Raw genomic sequence first — 16,635 nt, forward strand, 5'->3', positions numbered from 1 at the left:
CTTAGCCTCCTGCCAGAAATGATTCGACCGGGATAGGAGCACCCAGCAAGCGGTATATGACGAAGTAGATAACGGCCGCGACACATACACTGATCACGAATCCGCGCACGGTGAGGCGAATCCATCCACGTGGTTGATCGGGTCGGTCGGAGAAGACCACCATCCACAGAGTGCCGAACACGAGACAAGCCGTCACGAGGCCGACGTAGACCAGCAGTACTGCAAACAAGGCAAGGAGGCCGATTGCCGCGGAGACGCGTACCACGCCCGCTCGGTCAAGCTTGCCCTCTCCTTCTTCGCCAATGACCTCAAGCCGGGATTGAATCACCAAGAGCACAGCCAAGAAAACCAGTACCGCGGTTGGCCAAGCCCCCGGTCCAATCTTGCCGTCGTCGTAAATCCCCAGCTGAGCGCTGTAGACCGCCCCTAGGCTGCTGACGAGCGCAGCGGCATACAGGGGGTACCGTTTCCTGGCGAGGCGCGATTTCGTTGTCCGCGCTTGTGCCGACATGGGTTTCTCTTCTGACGGGATCATGGTTTAGAGTCCGGCTACGGCTGTCTCGAGTGCTTTAAGACGACGCGTGCTCTCCTGCGCATCGATGAACGTGATGCCCACCGTTCCCAAGCGCTCCACAATTTCCGGCTTCGCGACACACTTTTCGAAGGCACCGGATAGGACAGAAACGACCTCGTCCGGCATACCAGCCGGCCCGGCCCACGTTACGAGGTTGCTCGGTGCCGGCAGTTGGCCCTCGGAATGTCCAGCTTCCTCGAAGGTAGGGACCTTGGGTAGGAGTTCTACGCGCTTGTCGGACTGCAGGCCCAAACCAACGAGTTCACCGTCGGTGAGCCACTTCATCGTGTCCGTGCCCAGGTAGCCGATAGCTGCGTCATAGTCCCCTGTATCAAGTCCGCGCTTGACCTCGCCGACGGCGGGCTGAACAACCGTCTGGATCTTGTGACCCTGCTTGATCCAGTTGCTCGCGATAATTCCGCTACCGGATTGTTCGCCGGCGACGGCGACAATTACGGGGGTCGTGCTCTTGAGGAGGTCCCCGAGAGACTTGTACGGGCTGTCTTTGGGCACCATCACAATCTCGGGCGATACCTTGGTGCTCGCCACGGTGCCGAGATCATTGAGGTCGTAACCCGCGTCTGGGTTGAAGTGAGGAACCAGCACGAAACTTGATGTGCCGCCGAGCGTGAGGGTGTAGCCGTCCGGCTTGGACCTCGCAACCTGCGAAGTGGCCAGTGCACTCGACGCGCCCTCCCTATTTTCGACAACCACCGGCTGGCCCAGCTCTTCTTCAACACAGCTGCTCAAAATGCGACCGGTCACGTCTGTGGGCGACCCCGCGGCAAAACCGAGAACCACCGTGATCTTCTTTGTCGGGAAGCTGGCGCCCCCCTCCGGACTCGAACTCGTTGCCTGTCCGGCGCAACCAGTGAGCGCGAGGGCTCCAACGATGACTGCTGCGGTGATGGCTTTCCGACGCATGGTGTTCTCCTTTGAACGTTAATTGGGTGGACCGGGTATGGCAGTGGCTCAGAGATGAAGGTGCAGAACAAAAACGTGCAGTACTAATACGGGAAGTTCGTCCCGTCGAATTTCGGCGGTGGTTATCCCTTGGGCCGCGCCTTCACCACCAGGAGGGGCTCAAGCTGCGCGGCGAGACGCTCTCGGAGACGTGTGGGAAAGGTTTCAGGTGAAAGCTTGCGGACGGGCGACCGGCTTATTTCATGAAGGTGCGCCCCGTTGCAGTTCAACGCGACGGTGCGGGCATGCGCTGCGTCCGAAATGTATCCAGCCTGCTGCCCCTCCTCAAGAATGCGAGTGACGAGGGCCAGGGTGCGGTCCCCCATGGAGATCGCCTGGGCACTCAGGCTGGAAGCATCGTCCAGACCGACCATCATGAATGCCGAAATGTTCATGGGATCCGAGACGTACATAGACGCGCGGGATTCATAGATGCGGTAGATCCGATCGAGGTAGTCGCGGCCGCTCCCACTTGGGGCGAGGGCGTCGGCTCGTTCGATATCGTCGAGCAACGCCGCAACACGCTCTCCGATCATCATCAAGAGCAGATCGGACTTCGAGTTGACGTACCGAAAAAGGGTGGCCTCGCCCACCTCCGCCAGACGCGCAACTTCGCTCATGGACACATCGTCGTAGCCCCGGGCCGCAAACAACTCTTCGGCAGCGCTACGAATGCGCGCAATCCGCTTCGCCCTGCCACGCTCGCGTAGCGTCGGCTCTTGATCCGTCTTAGGCGCAGTATTTTGCAAGCCCATGGTCCCTACTCTCCATTGATAGTCTTCTCCGATCGGAGTCTGCTATTAGTCCTAGCATCCAACCGAGAGACCTGCAACCAGAGTGCGGCACCAGATTGACTGTTGAACCTCGCAAGTTGCGCCCTCCTACCGCTAGAAGCGTGTACCTCGAGCCGGGTAATCCGTTGATTCAACGATAGCATCCTCCGATTGGAGGACACTATCATTAAAGCAGTTTCAGTTCGTGCAGTCAAGGTGTTGAGACCCAGAGCGGGGCCAAGGATTTCGATACGGAGCCGAGGGGATCGGTTGAGGCATCCCCTCGACTCGGCGCGGGGATCACACGGGTGTCCAATCTGCGAACACCAGCGCAATGTTTGGTAGCCATCGAGGACGGTAGTTGCTAATCTCAGCCGTTGTGGGTCACCAGGCCGCACTTAACGCCCCATCTGATTGGTCACCGGCGTTCCAACAGCGGCGCACCGCGCTAGTCATCCTCTCGCAGAGCTGCGACCGTATCCAGCGTCTTGCTCTTGCGGCGGATCGAAGGCGTGATGAATCCGGCGAGCAGGACGACCGCCGCCAGACTCCATATACCGATGGAAATCGGTGACGAAACGATGAAGGCCAGGTCACCTCGGGATTGATACATGCCCTGGATGAAATATTTCTCGATGAGCGGGCCCAGAACCAGACCGACTAAAAGGGAGGCAAGGCTGAAGTCCAGCTTGCGCATCACGTAACCGATCATGCCCATGATCAGCATTATGTGAACGTCGATCAAGTTGTTGTTGAGGCTGTAGGAGCCAATGGCTGCCAGCACGACAATGATGGGAATGAGGATGTGCATGGGGGTTCCCAGAACGCGAACCCAGACTCCTACCAATGGCAGGTTCAAGATGAGCAGCATGATGTTGGCAACGAACATTGCGGCGATTACGGCCCAGAACACTTCCGGGTGATGCGTCATCAGCAACGGTCCCGGTTGTATCCCCTGAACCTGCATGGCGGAAATCATCAGTGCCAGCGTGGCTGAGAATGGCAAGCCTAAAAGCATGAGCGGAACCATTCCGCCAATCGCGGCAGAGTTGTTCGCTGCCTCAGGACCGGACAGGCCCTCTACCGCCCCAGCTCCAAATTCTTCGCGACGCTTCGAGAGAGTTTTTTCCAGCTTGTAGGAGGTGAACGTAGAAAGAGTGGCAGACGGCCCTGGAAGCAAGCCGAATAAGAATCCGAGGAAGGAACCTCGAACCCACGGAAAAACTGCCCGTTTCAGTTCTTCGCGGGTCGGAATAAGTTCTCGAAAACCTACTCGTTTTGCTTTCACGATGCCCGATTTGCCTTCGAGCATGTACATGATCTCAGAAATCCCGTACAGTCCCACAGCGACCGAAGCCAGTGCCACGCCGAGGGATAGATCCAAGTTTCCAAACGTGAAGCGTTGAAAGCTTTGGGTTGGCTCGGTCCCAATTGTTGCTAGCCCGACCCCAAGAACCATGGGAAATAGCCCCGAACCGAGGCTGCCCCCAGAAATCCGAGCGAGAACCAGCAACCCGCCGGCTGTTAGTGCGAAAAACTCTGCCGCGCCGAAGCTCAGTGCTATTCCCATGACGAACGGAATAGTGAAAAGCAAAATCATGAGGGCAAGAGTCCCGGCTATGAACGAGCCCAAAGCCGTAATAGAAAGGGCAGCTCCTCCGCGGCCCCTCTTCGTCATCTCGTAGCCGTCGAAGGTGGCGACGATGGCCGATGCATCACCAGGGATATTGAGAAGAATGGAGGTGATGGATCCCCCATACTGAGCGCCGAGATAGACACCGGCTATCATAATGAGGCCCACAGCCGGTTCATATGTGAAGGTCAGCGGCAGGATCAGTGCAGCGCCGGCTACCGGCCCAAGACCGGGCAGCACCCCGATGACCGTTCCCGCAAGAGCGCCAACAAGGGCTGCGAGCATTAACTCTGGCGTAAGTGCCAGACTGAGGCCGTAGAGGAGCCCCTCAAGTGAATCCATACTACTTACGTCCTTTGGAAGGCTCACCAGATTCCCCCAGGCAAGCGGATCGACAGTAATTCCATGAATGTCCATGACAGTCCGCCGCCGATGAGCACGCTGTAGACACCTGAGCGCACCCAACCCAGCGTGCTCAGAGTTCGGAGAACTGCGAGGACATAAAGGGATGAGGCGAGGTATTGCCCTAAAAAGGGTAGGAGAACAACAAACGCTACGAGGCTCCCAACGAACTGGACCAGGAGCCGACGCTGCCGGCCCTGCGGTAGCTCAAGAGACTCACTGACTTCTGAAAACATGAGTGCCTCCACTATGACGATCAGTGTGACGACCACGGCGGCGATTCCTACCCCTGCTGGGAAAATTCCCGGCCCAGGGGCTGCCGGACTGCCTTGCGGCATATTTAGTGCAGCGATCAGGTAGCCGGCCGCAAGAAGGAATCCCAGGCAGCCAAAGACCAGCCGTCCCATCCGTTTCTGATCCAATTGCAACTTGTTTTCCATCATTGGGATCCTGTTTCCATAGCTAGAGAGTCAACTCGGACTGGTTCCGAAGGGGAGTCGTCGGAGCGCACGAGATGAGCGCGTATCCAACGGTCAGTTTGTGCGTGACTTAGCCCGTTCGAGCATGTCGGCACTGAGTTTGGTCTGTTGCGCAAGCCATTCATCGAGCTCAGTACCGGCCATCGGGTCGGGCAAAAAGCCATTATTCTCGCACCACTTGGCCCATGCGGCGCTCTCAACGACTTTTTTTGATGCTTGGACGAGTTTTTGTTCCACGCCTTCGTCCAACCCGGCCGGCGCAACGGTCAAGTAATGTCCACCCAGGGGGATGTCGAGGCCAGCCTCTTCGAATGAAACGGCACCGGGCAGGACCTTGTTGTACTCGGGCGTTGCGGTGTGCGCAAGTGCCACAAGGTCTCCGGCCTCAATCAAGCCGAGCTGGGCAGAAGTTGCAGCAACGACTGCGTCGATCTCGCCGCTTATGGCGGCGAGCACGGCTTCGCCAGCCCCTCCGGTGAACGGCACCATGGTGACAGCGATGTCCGCTTGTTGCTCCAGCGCATAGGCGGTGAAAGTGTTGGATGAGGTGTTGCTGGTCGTGCCTATGGTCAACTCACCTGGCTTGTCTTTTGCGGCCGCGATGAACTCGTCAAGAGTCCGATATGGCGAGTCTTTACCGACCAACAAAGCATTCGGCACGAAAGCCAACTTGGAGATCGGCGTATAACCTTTGTCCTCGTAGGCAAGGTCCTTTAGCATCGGCTGAATGATGAGGCCACTGGGGGCGGCGAAGCCCAGGGTCATCCCGTCCGGTTCTGCGGACAGGATTGCTGAAGTGCCGATGGTTTCGTCCCCACCGGGAAGGTTCTGGTTCACGACGGTCGTGCCCAACTCCTCGGCAAGCATTCGTGAGAACTCACGGCCAGCCGGGTCTGAAGAACCGCCTGGGCTGTAGGGGATGATGTAGTTCAGCGCACCATCAGGATAGTTGGCGGCCCCTGATCCCCCGCCCTTACCTGAAATGCATCCCGTGAGTGCGATCAGGCTAACCGCGGCCACCGCGATAGCTGCTCTGCCGGTGTTCAACCGGGATCGCCGTTTCCTCGCAGGACCTTTGGGGGTAGCTTTCATCATGGAATTCCTCACCTCGTTGTGATTTGAAGAGATCGCGGTTCACCGTTTGATGCCGCCATTTGATAGTAGACTCCATTTGGAGTGCGCTATCAGTAAAGCATTGTGGCACTAGGTGCGCAAGCCCTCTACGAAATTCGGCCCCGACATGTGTTGAGGGGATGCTGGACGACGGCGGGAATGAGGACAGCGCCTCGGTCCTCGAGGACGCCGCGGCTCCGCCCTTCGGATTCCTCGGTTCTCCGCTCGATGTGGCCTTCGCCAGCAGCCGCGTGGGCAGCACCGAACTCCTCGAAGTCATCCGACTCGCCGAGCAAGGTCATCGCGAAGTGCACACGGAGACCGTATCGATGGACGAGGTCATCGCCACTTACGCCCGGCTCGCCACAGGCGACGTAATCGGTCGCGCCGAGATGGTTCCGTGGCAAGCGGGCGCAGCACTCAAGCCCAACTTCGCCGGGTGTATGTCCGCTACCTCTTCCACAGGAGGGACAGGGCCCTGCAAAACTGGACTACAACCTGGAGGCTGGCGTTTTTTGCCCAGTTTCGATATCGCATAGGGGACTGACCGCCGATCCCACGGCTTCTGCCGCCCAAGGCAGACTTAGCCCAAGTTTGAGCCGCTGCCCACGGACGGGTGTCCGATAATCCTCGCCATTTGAAGTGCTCCGAGCTCATGCAGGGGCCTCACCTTGTCTGACGCCCCAATCTCCGGCATCGTCCGGCCAAGCCTCAAGGCCGGCGACCCGGTCAAAGCCGCCAAAATCGTCGCAACCATCGAGCCGCACACCTCCGAACCGGTGTCCTTGACATGGACGGCGCCCAAGCGGCCAGCGCACCAGAACTCGAAGCAGCAAAGGGATAATCCAATGGATACTGCTGAGACCAAGCGCATTCAGCGGGGTCGGCCCTTGGAAACGACCGCGTGCCCGTGCGGCCTGAAGGCCTGCATTAGTCCGGTCACGGATCAGACCCCACTCAAATTCGGCATGGGCTGCGAACACGTGGAAGACGAGCGGGAATGCACTTACGGCAACTTTCAGGGCGAGTACGGCGTGGTTATGTCCGCCCTTTTGCAACCTCGCCCTCCGTGCAGATGGAGTACACCTCAACCTGACGTCAGGCTTCACTCAAATACCGTCAGAATAGGATCCGGAAGGCGCTTCTTCACTCCCTTTGGCCAAGAGTCTTAGATTCCGGCTGACAGATGTTCGCCCGCGGCTGGCCTTTGCTGGCAGCCCGTCCGCACAGTCCAGGAGCATCGGGTACTAAGCGTCTGCCTTGGTCAGGGTGAGGGCCCGGTTCTTTGCTCGACTCTCCTGGACTTACGGCTGTGCTGTCGGCTCCCAGCTTGCAAGTTGCCCCGCCCCACCCCTCATTAAGTGCTCGGCGTTCCAAAATGGTCACGATCCGGTCCGGCCGACTGCCCGGCTGGTCTTAATGATGGAACTCCCCCGGTCCGGCTAAATCCGACGCTGCACCGGGCTGGGAAGTCGTGCGCGTGTCCACACTCACCGGAAGTTTTGTCCACAGGCTTAGCCTGAAACGCCTCTAACCTGTGACAACACCGGGTCGGTAGGTGGTCTACGGTCCCACACACCTTCAGTTCTCACCGGTTTTGGGTTTGTGCCTGCGGAGCCCGTGGGCTGCGCAGACTCCTCCGGCCAGCCGCCGCCGGCACAAAGATACGCTTATCCGCCCGCCGCCCAATATTGTCTCCTCTCAGCGAGCTTCGCGGAAATCCTGGCGGGCGGTCATGTCGGCATCATCTGCCGATTGCATGGATATGGGGCAGCACGAAAGGCCGGCTGCACAAACCGAAAGAAAACACGGCATGCATGAACTCCGATTCACCGGCGCGCAGCTCTACAGGCGGGCCCGTTGACAGGTGTTGACACTGTCAACACGTGTTTGGCCCGACAAACACGCAGCCAGCCGCCCTGCCAGAGCGCGGGGAGCACCTGATGGATGGAAACCGGGAAGAAATTTCGCCTTGGTCATGTCGTCAACACTACTCATAGCTATGAATGAGTGATGGCCAACAACGGCCGCACGAACAAGCCAGATTAGAGGACGTATATCGCCACATCTCAGCAAGCGGAGGGCCAACCAGCCAAGACCCTGACCCGCCACCAACACATCTTCACAGGCCACTGCGGCACCAGGCACAGACGCGGCCACAGTCAGAGGGACCCGCGGAGGGTCAATGTCAACACATTAAAAGCAAGAACCCCTCTGACGAGGGGTAATGCGTGCCCAAGGTGGGACTCGAACTGCATTCCAGCCCTTGCAAACACTGGGCTCCCGAGGAAACATGCGGAATCGGACCCGATCCGGCCCCAGTACGACCCGATCCGAACCCAAAAGTGTGGACACTGTCCACACGCTATTGGACGAGGCCCCCGAGGAGTTCTTCTTCATGGAAATGAACACCCGACTCCAAGTGGAACACCCCGTCACCGAAGAGGTCGTCCGCGTTCAAGGCAAGCGGCTGGACCTGGTCGAATGGCCAGGTCCGCCTCGCCGCCGGTGAGGTCCTCACCGTCTCGCAGTCCGACGTCGTGCTCGAAGGACACGCGATCGAAACGCGCGTCCCCGCGGAAGATCCGGCTCATGGCTTCATGCCCACGATCGGACGTCTGCTCGAGACCCGGGAACCTGCCGGGCCAGGCGTTAGGGTGGACAGCTCGCTCACCGAGAACCTGGAGGTATCGCCGCACTACGACCCCATGATCGTACCGTTCCCCGCACGCGCCTGGGAGTCGAACGCCTGGACTGCCACAAAGGGTGAAGACACTTCTTGACGCCCGCGTCGACGAAATTCGGTTTAACGATGGCGGCGGGAGTGGCCCGTCAGAGGCAATTGCGGCAAAGCAAACTCCTCGGTCAATAGGCGCCCAAGCGCGCCAGTAATTGCCGCGGGACGGATATCAGGGTCAGGCTCGCTCGAGTAGTTTGATGGCGGGTTTGATCTCATTCCAGGTGTCCATTCGTCCGAAAGCCTCGTTGATTTGATCTAGTCCCTGGATACTGGTGATCATGCTCTCCCAATTGAAAGTCGCCCGATGGCGCCGGAGAAACTCCATTGCCCGCCACGTGTGGTGCGGGGCTGCTGCCCGCACGCCGGTTATCATAATATTTCTGACGTTCAGCACGGACGGGTTGAACTTCACCTCGACGTTGTGACCCTGGCCAACGACAACGTATCGGCCGCCCTCGGCAACCATCTCCACGCCCTCCGCAAACGCTGCCGGAACGCCCGAGGCTTCGACAACGATGTCGCCGCCCCGCCCTCCTGTCATATCCCTAACCCACGCGACGCGTTCGGACGCACTCGGCATGTCGTCAATGTCGAGAATCTTCTCTGCTCCCCACGCGCGCGCCAGCTCAAGCCTTTGGGCAGGTCCACCGACGACTATGACCTTCGCACCAGCGGCGACGTACCGCGCTACCGAGAATAGACCGAGCGGACCGGTGCCCTGAACGACAACAACGGTGCCCTCATCCACCCCGCCGGATCTTTCGTAGGCGTGCACTACGGTTTGCATCGCGCAAGATGCTGCAGAGGCTACCGCGTCAGGGATCTCCTCCGGGACACGAATTGCACCGCCCGTGGGAAAGACGTACCCGTATTCTGCGAAGCCACCGCCGAGAAATGGAAACTCGTCCTTCTGCCCGGCCATTGAGGATCGCCGGTTGGCGCAAAGAGTAGGCATGTGGTCCACAACACAATAACGGCAGCGACCACAGTACCCGTGTGTCCAGACGACTCGGTCACCTACGCGGAGATCTTGACCGACGGCGTCGGTATCAATGCCGTTCATCTCCGCGACCTGCCCAACGACTTCATGGCCGAGGACCAGCGGCAGCTCCCCCATATAACCTGGCGGAAGCGCGTTGGCCAGAAGATGTACGTCGGTAGCGCAGACCGTCGCAACCAAGTTTCGCGTGAGGATGGCGCCCTGCTCCAGAGGAAAAGGGATCTTCACTGGGAGGATTTGCATCGGCGCGCCGAACTCGACGACCACCGCCGCCCGGCACTGTTCCGGAAGTAACATTTCTTATCCCTTTCATTGGGGTTTCACTGGAGCATTTAGATATGTGCGTCTCGCTGGACTTGTCTTGCGGTAGGGCAGGGCCGATGATGTACGGATGCTCCGTCTTGGTGCTTACACGGGCAGTCCAATGAGGCGGGCGGGATTGGTCCGGAGTGTCAGGTCTAGCTCGGGTTCCTTGAGGCCCGCATTGAGCAGCAACCGTGCGAACATCCGCAGTTGCTCATAAGGCCACAAAGCCAGGTCCACGCTGCCCCCGTCCGATGCCAAGATGAAGCTTTCTGCGCCGAATCGCTGAATGGTCGCCACCAAACGTGAGTATGTGTAGTCAAGGTCCTTTTGCAGCTTCGGCACCAGCATCACCCCGCTGACAATTTCGATAAGCCCGCCGGCAGCAACCACCTTACCCAGAAACTCCTCGTCGACCCGCGGCAAGTAAAAGACGTGGTTGACGAGCACTTTGATTCCGCGCGGCTTTGCATAGGCAAGAACGGCTAGTATCTCGTGAGGACCCAGATGCGACGTAGCGAACACGGCGTCGTGGTCCCCGATGAGATCAAGGACGTTCCTGGCTGCGGATGTGAGTTGGCCGGTTTCATCGGTCACCTGCACACCGGCGTCCGGGCTGCCCGGCATGGCCATGCCGGGCCGACCCCACGAACCCAGACCGCCCATGATCTCGCCGTGGTAAGCGGCGTGCCCTGATGGTCCCCACACTATCCGGCCACCGGTGAGCAATGCGGCCTCCACCGCGTATGGGTTCACCCCTCCAACTGTCCAGTTGAGGGTAATGCCGCCGACTACGTCAATCCCTGGGACCGCTTGACTGGAAAGCCGGGCTCGGGACACAGTGCTTTCGTGATGACTCTTGATGGCTATGGCGCGTAGCCCGGCGCCGGCGCAGAGTCGGGCGGTCTCGATATCGTCACCGAGCCTGGCAAATAGGCACGGCGCTGTGTGGACGTGCAGGTCGATGGCCCCTTGGAGGTCGTATGGTCCTCGTCCCGCAGCGAGGGGCGAATTTGTCATGTGTCTCGACCCTCCGCTGAGAGGACAGGTCGCAGAATGGCGGCCCAACCGTTCTGACGAAACGAAACTATCTTCATGCAAAATCTCCTAGAGCTGTATGCGGGAAAGCAGTTTGAGGGAATGTCCACGCAATCGGTGGAGTCATCGCTTGTCGATGCCCAGTTGCCGCCGTTTCTGTCAGCAACTGGTCTTGGTGGAAGTCCACTATCAGTCCACATTGGTAGGAGTCAGGCAGTCTCCAGAGCCCATCACGCTGATGCAGATGTGGTCTGAGACTGCCTGACGACCTCCCCGTGCGCGAGGTGAAGATTGTGTTGTCTAGCGGGCCAAGAGTGTGTTCTTTGTCTCGCGGCTGAACAGGAGGATGGCAAGCGCGGCGACGCTGGCCGCGACAATCCAGTACGCCGGCGCGATGTCACTACCGGTCCAAATGGTGGTTTGCAATGTGATGTAGGGAGCCAACCCGCCCGAAATCGCTACACCAACATTGAGGCCAACGGCCGAACCAGTCATACGAACCTTTGTCGGGAACCATTCCGCCATAAGCACGTAAACGATGCTGCCCGGTATGGCGTAAAAACCGAGCAGCGCGATCATAGCCACAGCGATCAGGACAAGCGATTCTGAATCCCGCACGATCACCAGGATGGGCACGGCGGTGACAATGAGCCCAACTATGCCAAAGATGGCCACCGGTCGCCGCCCGTACCGGTCGGCGAGGCTTCCCGCTATGAGTGCTAGCAATGCAGCGCAGAGCATTGCAATCCCCAAGATTAAGTAGACATCTGCGCTCGGAATATGCCGGGTCGTAATGAGGTACCCGACTACAAATGCCATAGCAACAAACGAGGGCGCATTGACCGCGACGGTCACAGTGACGAGCTTTAGGAACGGCCGCCAGTGAAAGCGAAGCATCTCCGAAATCGGGGAGGGCGCCACATCGTGGGATTTCTCGATTGCCAGGAACTCAGGCGAATCCTCCATACGTTTGCGGAGGTAGATCACGACAAGGGTCAATGGGGCGCTAATCAGGAAGGGGATGCGCCACCCAAACTCGGACATCTGCTCAGTAGTCAAAGAAAAAGCGAACCCGGCAGCAGTAAGCGCACCAAGCGCTTGGCCGAATATGACGGACCCTGGCACGATCCCGCCGAAGGTCCCGCGCCGGTGAGCCGGTGCCGACTCGACGACGAAAGTAGACGCACTAACTCCTTCACCCGCCGCTGATAGCCCCTGGAACAATCTCAGCAGCACGAGCAGCACAGGTGCTGCGAAGCCAATGGTCTCGTAAGTAGGGAGCAGGCCCATCCCGAGGGTCGCAATCCCCATCAGAACGACGGTTGCGGTAAGAACGAATCGCCGCCCCTTCTTGTCACCTAGCCATCCCCACATCACCGCACCGAACGGTCTTACAACATAAGCGACCCCCAAGGTAGCGACTGCTGCCAACGTTGAGGCGGTGGCGTTTGTGGAGGGAAAGAACAGGGGCGCGAAATACACGAGCAAAAATGTATACATGGTGATGTCGAAATATTCAATGACACTGCCGAGCGCAGCGCCGGTAATAATTGTCTTTCTGCCAGACTTCGGGATAATCGGAACCGAGACATCGTTCACGATATTTGGATTTGCCACATTGACCTCCTAGGTGAGTACTCGCCTTGCATAGGATAGGTAAACTCTGCAGGGCTGCCATGTTGCCCCGAGACCAGATGCATCAGGGCATAGTTCGGGACAGAAATAACAAGTTGAAAATCGTCAAGCCACGCCCAGTGGACTGTTACGCGTTGACCGTGATGCCGGTGCCACCGCCAACAGGCAGTAAGACACCGTAATGAACAACGGCTAACGCTCCAACAACTACCGACCGTCCCTCTGGTTCTAGTCTGTCAATGCAGGTAGTTTCGGGGCGTTGGCAATGGTTCGTAGCGGTTATACGTCTGCTGTTTTGTTCAGGGTGGTCGTTTGCCAGTTGGTGTATTCGGCGAGCCCGTGCAGGGAGTTTTCACAGCCGAGGCCCGACTGTTTGTGGCCCCCGAATGCCTGATTGGGTGCGTACTGATGCACCTCATTGATCCAGACCGTACCTGCCTCGATTCGTGCCGCGATCCGCTCCAGCGCCTGCTCGTCCTTGCCCCAGACGGAGGCGCCCAGGCCCCACTGCGTATCGTTCGCACGGGAGATGACGTCTTCCTCGTCGCGCCATTTCAGCAGGGGCAGAATCGGTCCAAAAGGTTCTTCTTGGACGATTCTCGAATCTTCGGGCGGGTTGTCCACAAAGGAAACAGGAATAAACCAACCCGGCTGCGATTCGTCGATCTGGCCGCCGAGGGCGAAGGCATAGCCGCGGTCGTTGCAGTCGGCGAAGAACTCTTTGACCTTCTCGAACTGCGGCGCGTTTTGAATAGGGCCAAGGTCCGTGTGCGGTTCCGCACCATTTCCCACTTTGACGGTCTTCGCATACTCAACCAAGGCATCACGGACGACGTCGTAGACGTCCTCGTGAATGTAAAGACGTTTGGTTGCGTTACAGAACTGGGCATTGTTCTGGAACGCCGCCCAGAACAGCTGGGGTGCTACCGTAGCCGGATCAACGTCAGGCAGGACAATGGCAGGGTCGTTCCCCCCAAGTTCCAAAGTCACGCGCTTGATCGATTTGGCCGCCGAGGCCATCACGTGGCGGCCGGTCTCCGTGCTGCCTGTGAAGGCGATCTTGGCGATGCCCGGATGCGAGGTCATCCGCTTTCCGAGGTCGTCTCCACCGGTGACCACGTTGAACACACCGGCGGGCAGAAGGTCCTGCACCAGCTCAGCAAGTTTGAGGGTGGTCAACGGCGTAAAAGGGCTCGGCTTAACGACGATCGTGTTGCCCGCCAAGATTGCCGGCGCAATTTTCCAGATCGCCAGCAGGATAGGAAAGTTCCAAGGCGCGATTGCCCCGATCACTCCTAAGGGCGTGTAGCGGGTGGTGACACGCCGGTTGTCGTCATCCACGAGCACCTCTGGGGTGAGCCGCTGCTTCGCGATCTCCCGACACCAGATCGCAGAGCCCATGATCTCCCATTCCGCACCAGCCCGTGGTTTGCCCTGCTCACGGGTGAGCAGAGCCATGAACTGCTCGGAGTGTTCCTCGATACGGTCACCGATCGCCGCAAGCACAGCGGCACGCTCCTCTATCGGCGTAGCTGCCCAGGCAGGGAACGCCCGCGCTGCCGCGGCCACGGCCTCGTCGAGCTGTTCCACGGACGCGTCCGGCGCTTTAGCGATGACCTGGCCGGTTGCGGGGTTGAACACGTCAAAGGTTGACATTGCGCTGACAGCCTGCCCGTCGATAACCAGGGCCCAATCATCCTCAAAGGAAACCGGTGTGCGCTCTACTCCCGTAATGGTCATTTGATTCTCCATCTGTCGCCTCGTTGCGATACCGGCGGCATTGCCAGCATCCACCTACGGTACGAGGCAACAAGGTGGCGAAACTGTAGCGTTTTAGCACAGTTCGAAACTCACCCCGGCATACCCAGCCCACGCAAGCGGCGATAAAGCGTGCTACGACTGATTCCAAGGTCCTCCGCCACACGGGACTTGTTCCCCTGATGACGTTCAAGGCTTAGGAGAAGGACCTTGTGCTCTGCCTGTTCCAAGGGGCCCAGCGGGTGTGAGGTTGACCAGGCGAGGCTTGCGGGCAAATGCCTGACGTCGATTGTGTCCCCGTCAGCGGTTTGGACTGCGTTGTGCAGGACTGCATGCAGCTTGGGCGCTAGCATCACTCCGCTGACGAACTCGATGCGCCGGCAGCCACCACCTTGCTAAGAACCTCCACGCCGATCCGCGCAAGAAAGGCGAGATTGACGAGGATTATATTCCGCGAGACTTTGCCTAACCGAGAAAGGCTGGGATCTCCGGGGGCCCACGTGCGCCGTAGCGGTACAGCTTCGTGATCCCCGATGATCAAGGGTGGTCCTAGTCGCGGTGTGCAGGTGACCGGTTTCATCGGTCACCTGCACACCGGTGTCGGTGTTAACCTGCATGTCGATGTCGGGCCTCCCCCAGCAACTCAAACCGCCCATCATCTCGCCGTTGTAGGCCGCACGCACGGTTGGCCCCTCACCATCAAGCTGCCAGCGAGCAAAGCGGTCTCCACCGCGTAAGGGTTCACTCCTCCAACTGCCCAGCTGAGGGTGATACCCTGACGACGTCAACCTGGAACCGATTGACTCGAGAGCGGGGCCCGGGGCGGCGTACCTTCATGGTGAGTCTGATTGCTTTCTTCCACCCCGGCCAAAGCTCGCGCCCACGAATGGGGACCAAGCCGCACGGGTAGATTGCCGAAGCCCCTTGGCCGCCGTGAGCATCATGCACCCTCATGCGGTTGGAATCACGGGCAGGGCGTAACAGGCCAGTTGTCTGTCCAACGGTTAAATTTCTCTGCCATGTCTTCCTTAGATTGGTCGGGTTGAGCGGCCCGCAGGGTTAGTTCTCATCGATAACCAGGCCCGCTCGGGTGACCTGGCGCGCTTCGGCAGCCTGTAGGGCGGCGCGGACGTCTGTCAGGGCAAAGTCGGTGTCAACGAGGTCCTCCCAAGGAAACTGTGGGGTGGATTCGATGAAGGAGACGGATTTGCCCAAGACGTCAGCCTGATAGCGGTAGGACGCGCGGATCTGCACGCCGGACCGGGTGAAAAGTCCCGGGTCGAACTGCGTGAATTTGTTGGGCGTGACGTTGCCGATGGAGACCATGATGCCTCCGGGTCGGACAGACTTGACAGCCTCCGAGAACGCTTCCGGGACACCAGTCACATCAATCACTACATCGGCCCCACCATCGGTGCTCTCCCGCATTAGCTCGACACGGCCGGCTCCGCCGTCGGCCTCAGAAATGTCGATTGCATGATGAGCACCGAATTCGATGGCCTTGGTCAGCCGGTTTGTGGCCATTTCAGCCACGAATACCTCGGCTCCCATCTGACTCGCAATCGCAGCAGCGCACACGCCAAGGCCACCGGCGCCGAGCACGAGGACTTTCTGGCCGCGTTTGATCTCTCCGGTTTCGCAGCCGGCATAGACCTGAGAGAGTGCGCAGTTGGCCGAGGAAACGGCCTTGCTGGAAATGCTATCCGGCACCTTGTAAACGAATTGATCCGAACTAACAGCATAGTGGGTACCAAATGTTCCGTGGAAGTGCGGAGCCACGTCAGCCTGGGTGGACCCTCCTGGTGTGGCATTCCGGCATAAGTTTCCCTGCCCGGCGTTGCATGCAGGGCAACGTCGACAGACCTGAAAGTACGTGGAAACGACCCGGTCGCCTTCCTTCAAGTCATTGCCGGCGAAGTCCCGGGTAACCCCTGCCCCCAAGCGTTCAATCCTGCCTACTCCTTCATGGCCGAGCGCGCCACCGGCCTTCACCAGTGGGTGGTGCCCCCGCAGAATATGCACATCCGAACCACAGACATTTGCCCGAATCATTTTCATTAGGAGTCCGCCGGAAACGGGGTCGGGCAAGTTATATTCCCGCTGTTCCACTTCATGGGGACCCCTCAGGACAGTGGTGATGCCTTTCAATGGTTTCTCCTTATTGTCGTTCGCTGTGCGAAGGTACCGCTAGGTATTGTTTGATGATTTCGCTAATCTGCTTGTA

13 protein-coding genes and 1 pseudogene are annotated in these 16,635 nt (G+C 59.0%); 2 read left to right on the top strand and 12 right to left on the bottom strand.

What is annotated here, in order from left to right; genetic code table 11:
* Position 1: 1 nt before the first annotated feature.
* The 6 genes from AU252_RS01085 to AU252_RS01110 all read right to left on the bottom strand — a co-directional run bounded on the left by AU252_RS01085 (position 2) and on the right by AU252_RS01110 (position 5,919).
* On the bottom strand, positions 2-535 hold the full coding sequence (locus AU252_RS01085) for a tripartite tricarboxylate transporter TctB family protein (RefSeq protein WP_083510190.1): 534 nt from the start codon (positions 533-535) through the stop codon (positions 2-4).
* Between the two features lie 3 nt (positions 536-538).
* Positions 539-1,498: a Bug family tripartite tricarboxylate transporter substrate binding protein gene (locus tag AU252_RS01090; RefSeq protein WP_058929145.1), complete on the bottom strand. Its 960-nt coding sequence runs from the start codon at positions 1,496-1,498 to the stop codon at positions 539-541.
* Positions 1,499-1,620: 122 nt separating this feature from the next.
* Positions 1,621-2,292 carry a TetR/AcrR family transcriptional regulator gene (locus tag AU252_RS01095; protein ID WP_058929146.1) on the bottom strand — a complete coding sequence of 224 codons (672 nt, stop codon included), beginning with the start codon at positions 2,290-2,292 and terminating at the stop codon, positions 1,621-1,623.
* Between the two features lie 466 nt (positions 2,293-2,758).
* Positions 2,759-4,285 carry a tripartite tricarboxylate transporter permease gene (locus tag AU252_RS01100; protein ID WP_058929147.1) on the bottom strand — a complete coding sequence of 509 codons (1,527 nt, stop codon included), beginning with the start codon at positions 4,283-4,285 and terminating at the stop codon, positions 2,759-2,761.
* Positions 4,286-4,308: 23 nt separating this feature from the next.
* Complete coding sequence (locus AU252_RS01105; RefSeq protein ID WP_058929148.1) at positions 4,309-4,788, bottom strand: tripartite tricarboxylate transporter TctB family protein; 480 nt, start codon at positions 4,786-4,788, stop codon at positions 4,309-4,311.
* Between the two features lie 90 nt (positions 4,789-4,878).
* Positions 4,879-5,919, bottom strand: a complete 1,041-nt coding sequence (locus AU252_RS01110) for a Bug family tripartite tricarboxylate transporter substrate binding protein (RefSeq protein WP_083510191.1) — start codon at positions 5,917-5,919, stop codon at positions 4,879-4,881.
* Positions 5,920-6,077: 158 nt separating this feature from the next.
* Here AU252_RS01110 and AU252_RS01115 point away from each other — a divergent pair, with 158 nt between their 5' ends.
* Together AU252_RS01115 and AU252_RS24400 are read left to right on the top strand one after the other, a co-directional pair.
* Positions 6,078-6,476, top strand: a complete 399-nt coding sequence (locus tag AU252_RS01115; protein ID WP_058929150.1) for a hypothetical protein — start codon at positions 6,078-6,080, stop codon at positions 6,474-6,476.
* 1,832 nt (positions 6,477-8,308) lie between these two features.
* A pseudogene (locus AU252_RS24400) lies at positions 8,309-8,651 on the top strand (acetyl/propionyl-CoA carboxylase subunit alpha); the annotation flags it as partial.
* Positions 8,652-8,852: 201 nt separating this feature from the next.
* On the opposite strand, the gene AU252_RS01120 reads toward AU252_RS24400, so the two are convergent.
* The 6 genes from AU252_RS01120 to AU252_RS01145 all read right to left on the bottom strand — a co-directional run bounded on the left by AU252_RS01120 (position 8,853) and on the right by AU252_RS01145 (position 16,559).
* Entirely contained in the window at positions 8,853-9,974 is a 1,122-nt protein-coding gene (locus tag AU252_RS01120) for a zinc-binding dehydrogenase (protein ID WP_083510193.1), read from the bottom strand.
* A 111-nt stretch (positions 9,975-10,085) separates the two neighbouring features.
* Complete coding sequence (locus tag AU252_RS01130) at positions 10,086-11,000, bottom strand: DUF6282 family protein (RefSeq protein ID WP_240484291.1); 915 nt, start codon at positions 10,998-11,000, stop codon at positions 10,086-10,088.
* A gap of 318 nt (positions 11,001-11,318) precedes the next feature.
* Positions 11,319-12,635, bottom strand: coding sequence for an MFS transporter (locus AU252_RS01135; RefSeq protein WP_157768908.1), 1,317 nt, complete (start codon positions 12,633-12,635; stop codon positions 11,319-11,321).
* Between the two features lie 297 nt (positions 12,636-12,932).
* Positions 12,933-14,393 (bottom strand): aldehyde dehydrogenase family protein, encoded by a 1,461-nt coding sequence (locus AU252_RS01140; protein WP_058929155.1) that lies wholly within the window; start codon positions 14,391-14,393, stop codon positions 12,933-12,935.
* Positions 14,394-14,503: 110 nt separating this feature from the next.
* Positions 14,504-14,764, bottom strand: coding sequence for a helix-turn-helix domain-containing protein (locus tag AU252_RS24940; protein ID WP_083510194.1), 261 nt, complete (start codon positions 14,762-14,764; stop codon positions 14,504-14,506).
* Between the two features lie 706 nt (positions 14,765-15,470).
* Positions 15,471-16,559 carry a zinc-binding dehydrogenase gene (locus tag AU252_RS01145; protein ID WP_083510195.1) on the bottom strand — a complete coding sequence of 363 codons (1,089 nt, stop codon included), beginning with the start codon at positions 16,557-16,559 and terminating at the stop codon, positions 15,471-15,473.
* Between the last annotated feature and the right edge of the window lie 76 nt (positions 16,560-16,635).

Source organism: Pseudarthrobacter sulfonivorans, from assembly GCF_001484605.1.
Classification (GTDB): Bacteria; Actinomycetota; Actinomycetes; order Actinomycetales; family Micrococcaceae; genus Arthrobacter; species Arthrobacter sulfonivorans_A.

What these genes read in the sequence shown, in the direction of transcription:
- AU252_RS01085 (WP_083510190.1), bottom strand. Translation starts at nt 535, where the DNA reads ATGATCCCGTCAGAAGAGAAACCCATGTCGGCACAAGCGCGGACAACG.
- AU252_RS01090 (WP_058929145.1), bottom strand. Translation starts at nt 1,498, where the DNA reads ATGCGTCGGAAAGCCATCACCGCAGCAGTCATCGTTGGAGCCCTCGCG.
- AU252_RS01095 (WP_058929146.1), bottom strand. Translation starts at nt 2,292, where the DNA reads ATGGGCTTGCAAAATACTGCGCCTAAGACGGATCAAGAGCCGACGCTA.
- AU252_RS01100 (WP_058929147.1), bottom strand. Translation starts at nt 4,285, where the DNA reads ATGGATTCACTTGAGGGGCTCCTCTACGGCCTCAGTCTGGCACTTACG.
- AU252_RS01105 (WP_058929148.1), bottom strand. Translation starts at nt 4,788, where the DNA reads ATGATGGAAAACAAGTTGCAATTGGATCAGAAACGGATGGGACGGCTG.
- AU252_RS01110 (WP_083510191.1), bottom strand. Translation starts at nt 5,919, where the DNA reads ATGATGAAAGCTACCCCCAAAGGTCCTGCGAGGAAACGGCGATCCCGG.
- AU252_RS01115 (WP_058929150.1), top strand. Translation starts at nt 6,078, where the DNA reads ATGCTGGACGACGGCGGGAATGAGGACAGCGCCTCGGTCCTCGAGGAC.
- AU252_RS01120 (WP_083510193.1), bottom strand. Translation starts at nt 9,974, where the DNA reads ATGTTACTTCCGGAACAGTGCCGGGCGGCGGTGGTCGTCGAGTTCGGC.
- AU252_RS01130 (WP_240484291.1), bottom strand. Translation starts at nt 11,000, where the DNA reads ATGACAAATTCGCCCCTCGCTGCGGGACGAGGACCATACGACCTCCAA.
- AU252_RS01140 (WP_058929155.1), bottom strand. Translation starts at nt 14,393, where the DNA reads ATGACCATTACGGGAGTAGAGCGCACACCGGTTTCCTTTGAGGATGAT.
- AU252_RS24940 (WP_083510194.1), bottom strand. Translation starts at nt 14,764, where the DNA reads ATGCTAGCGCCCAAGCTGCATGCAGTCCTGCACAACGCAGTCCAAACC.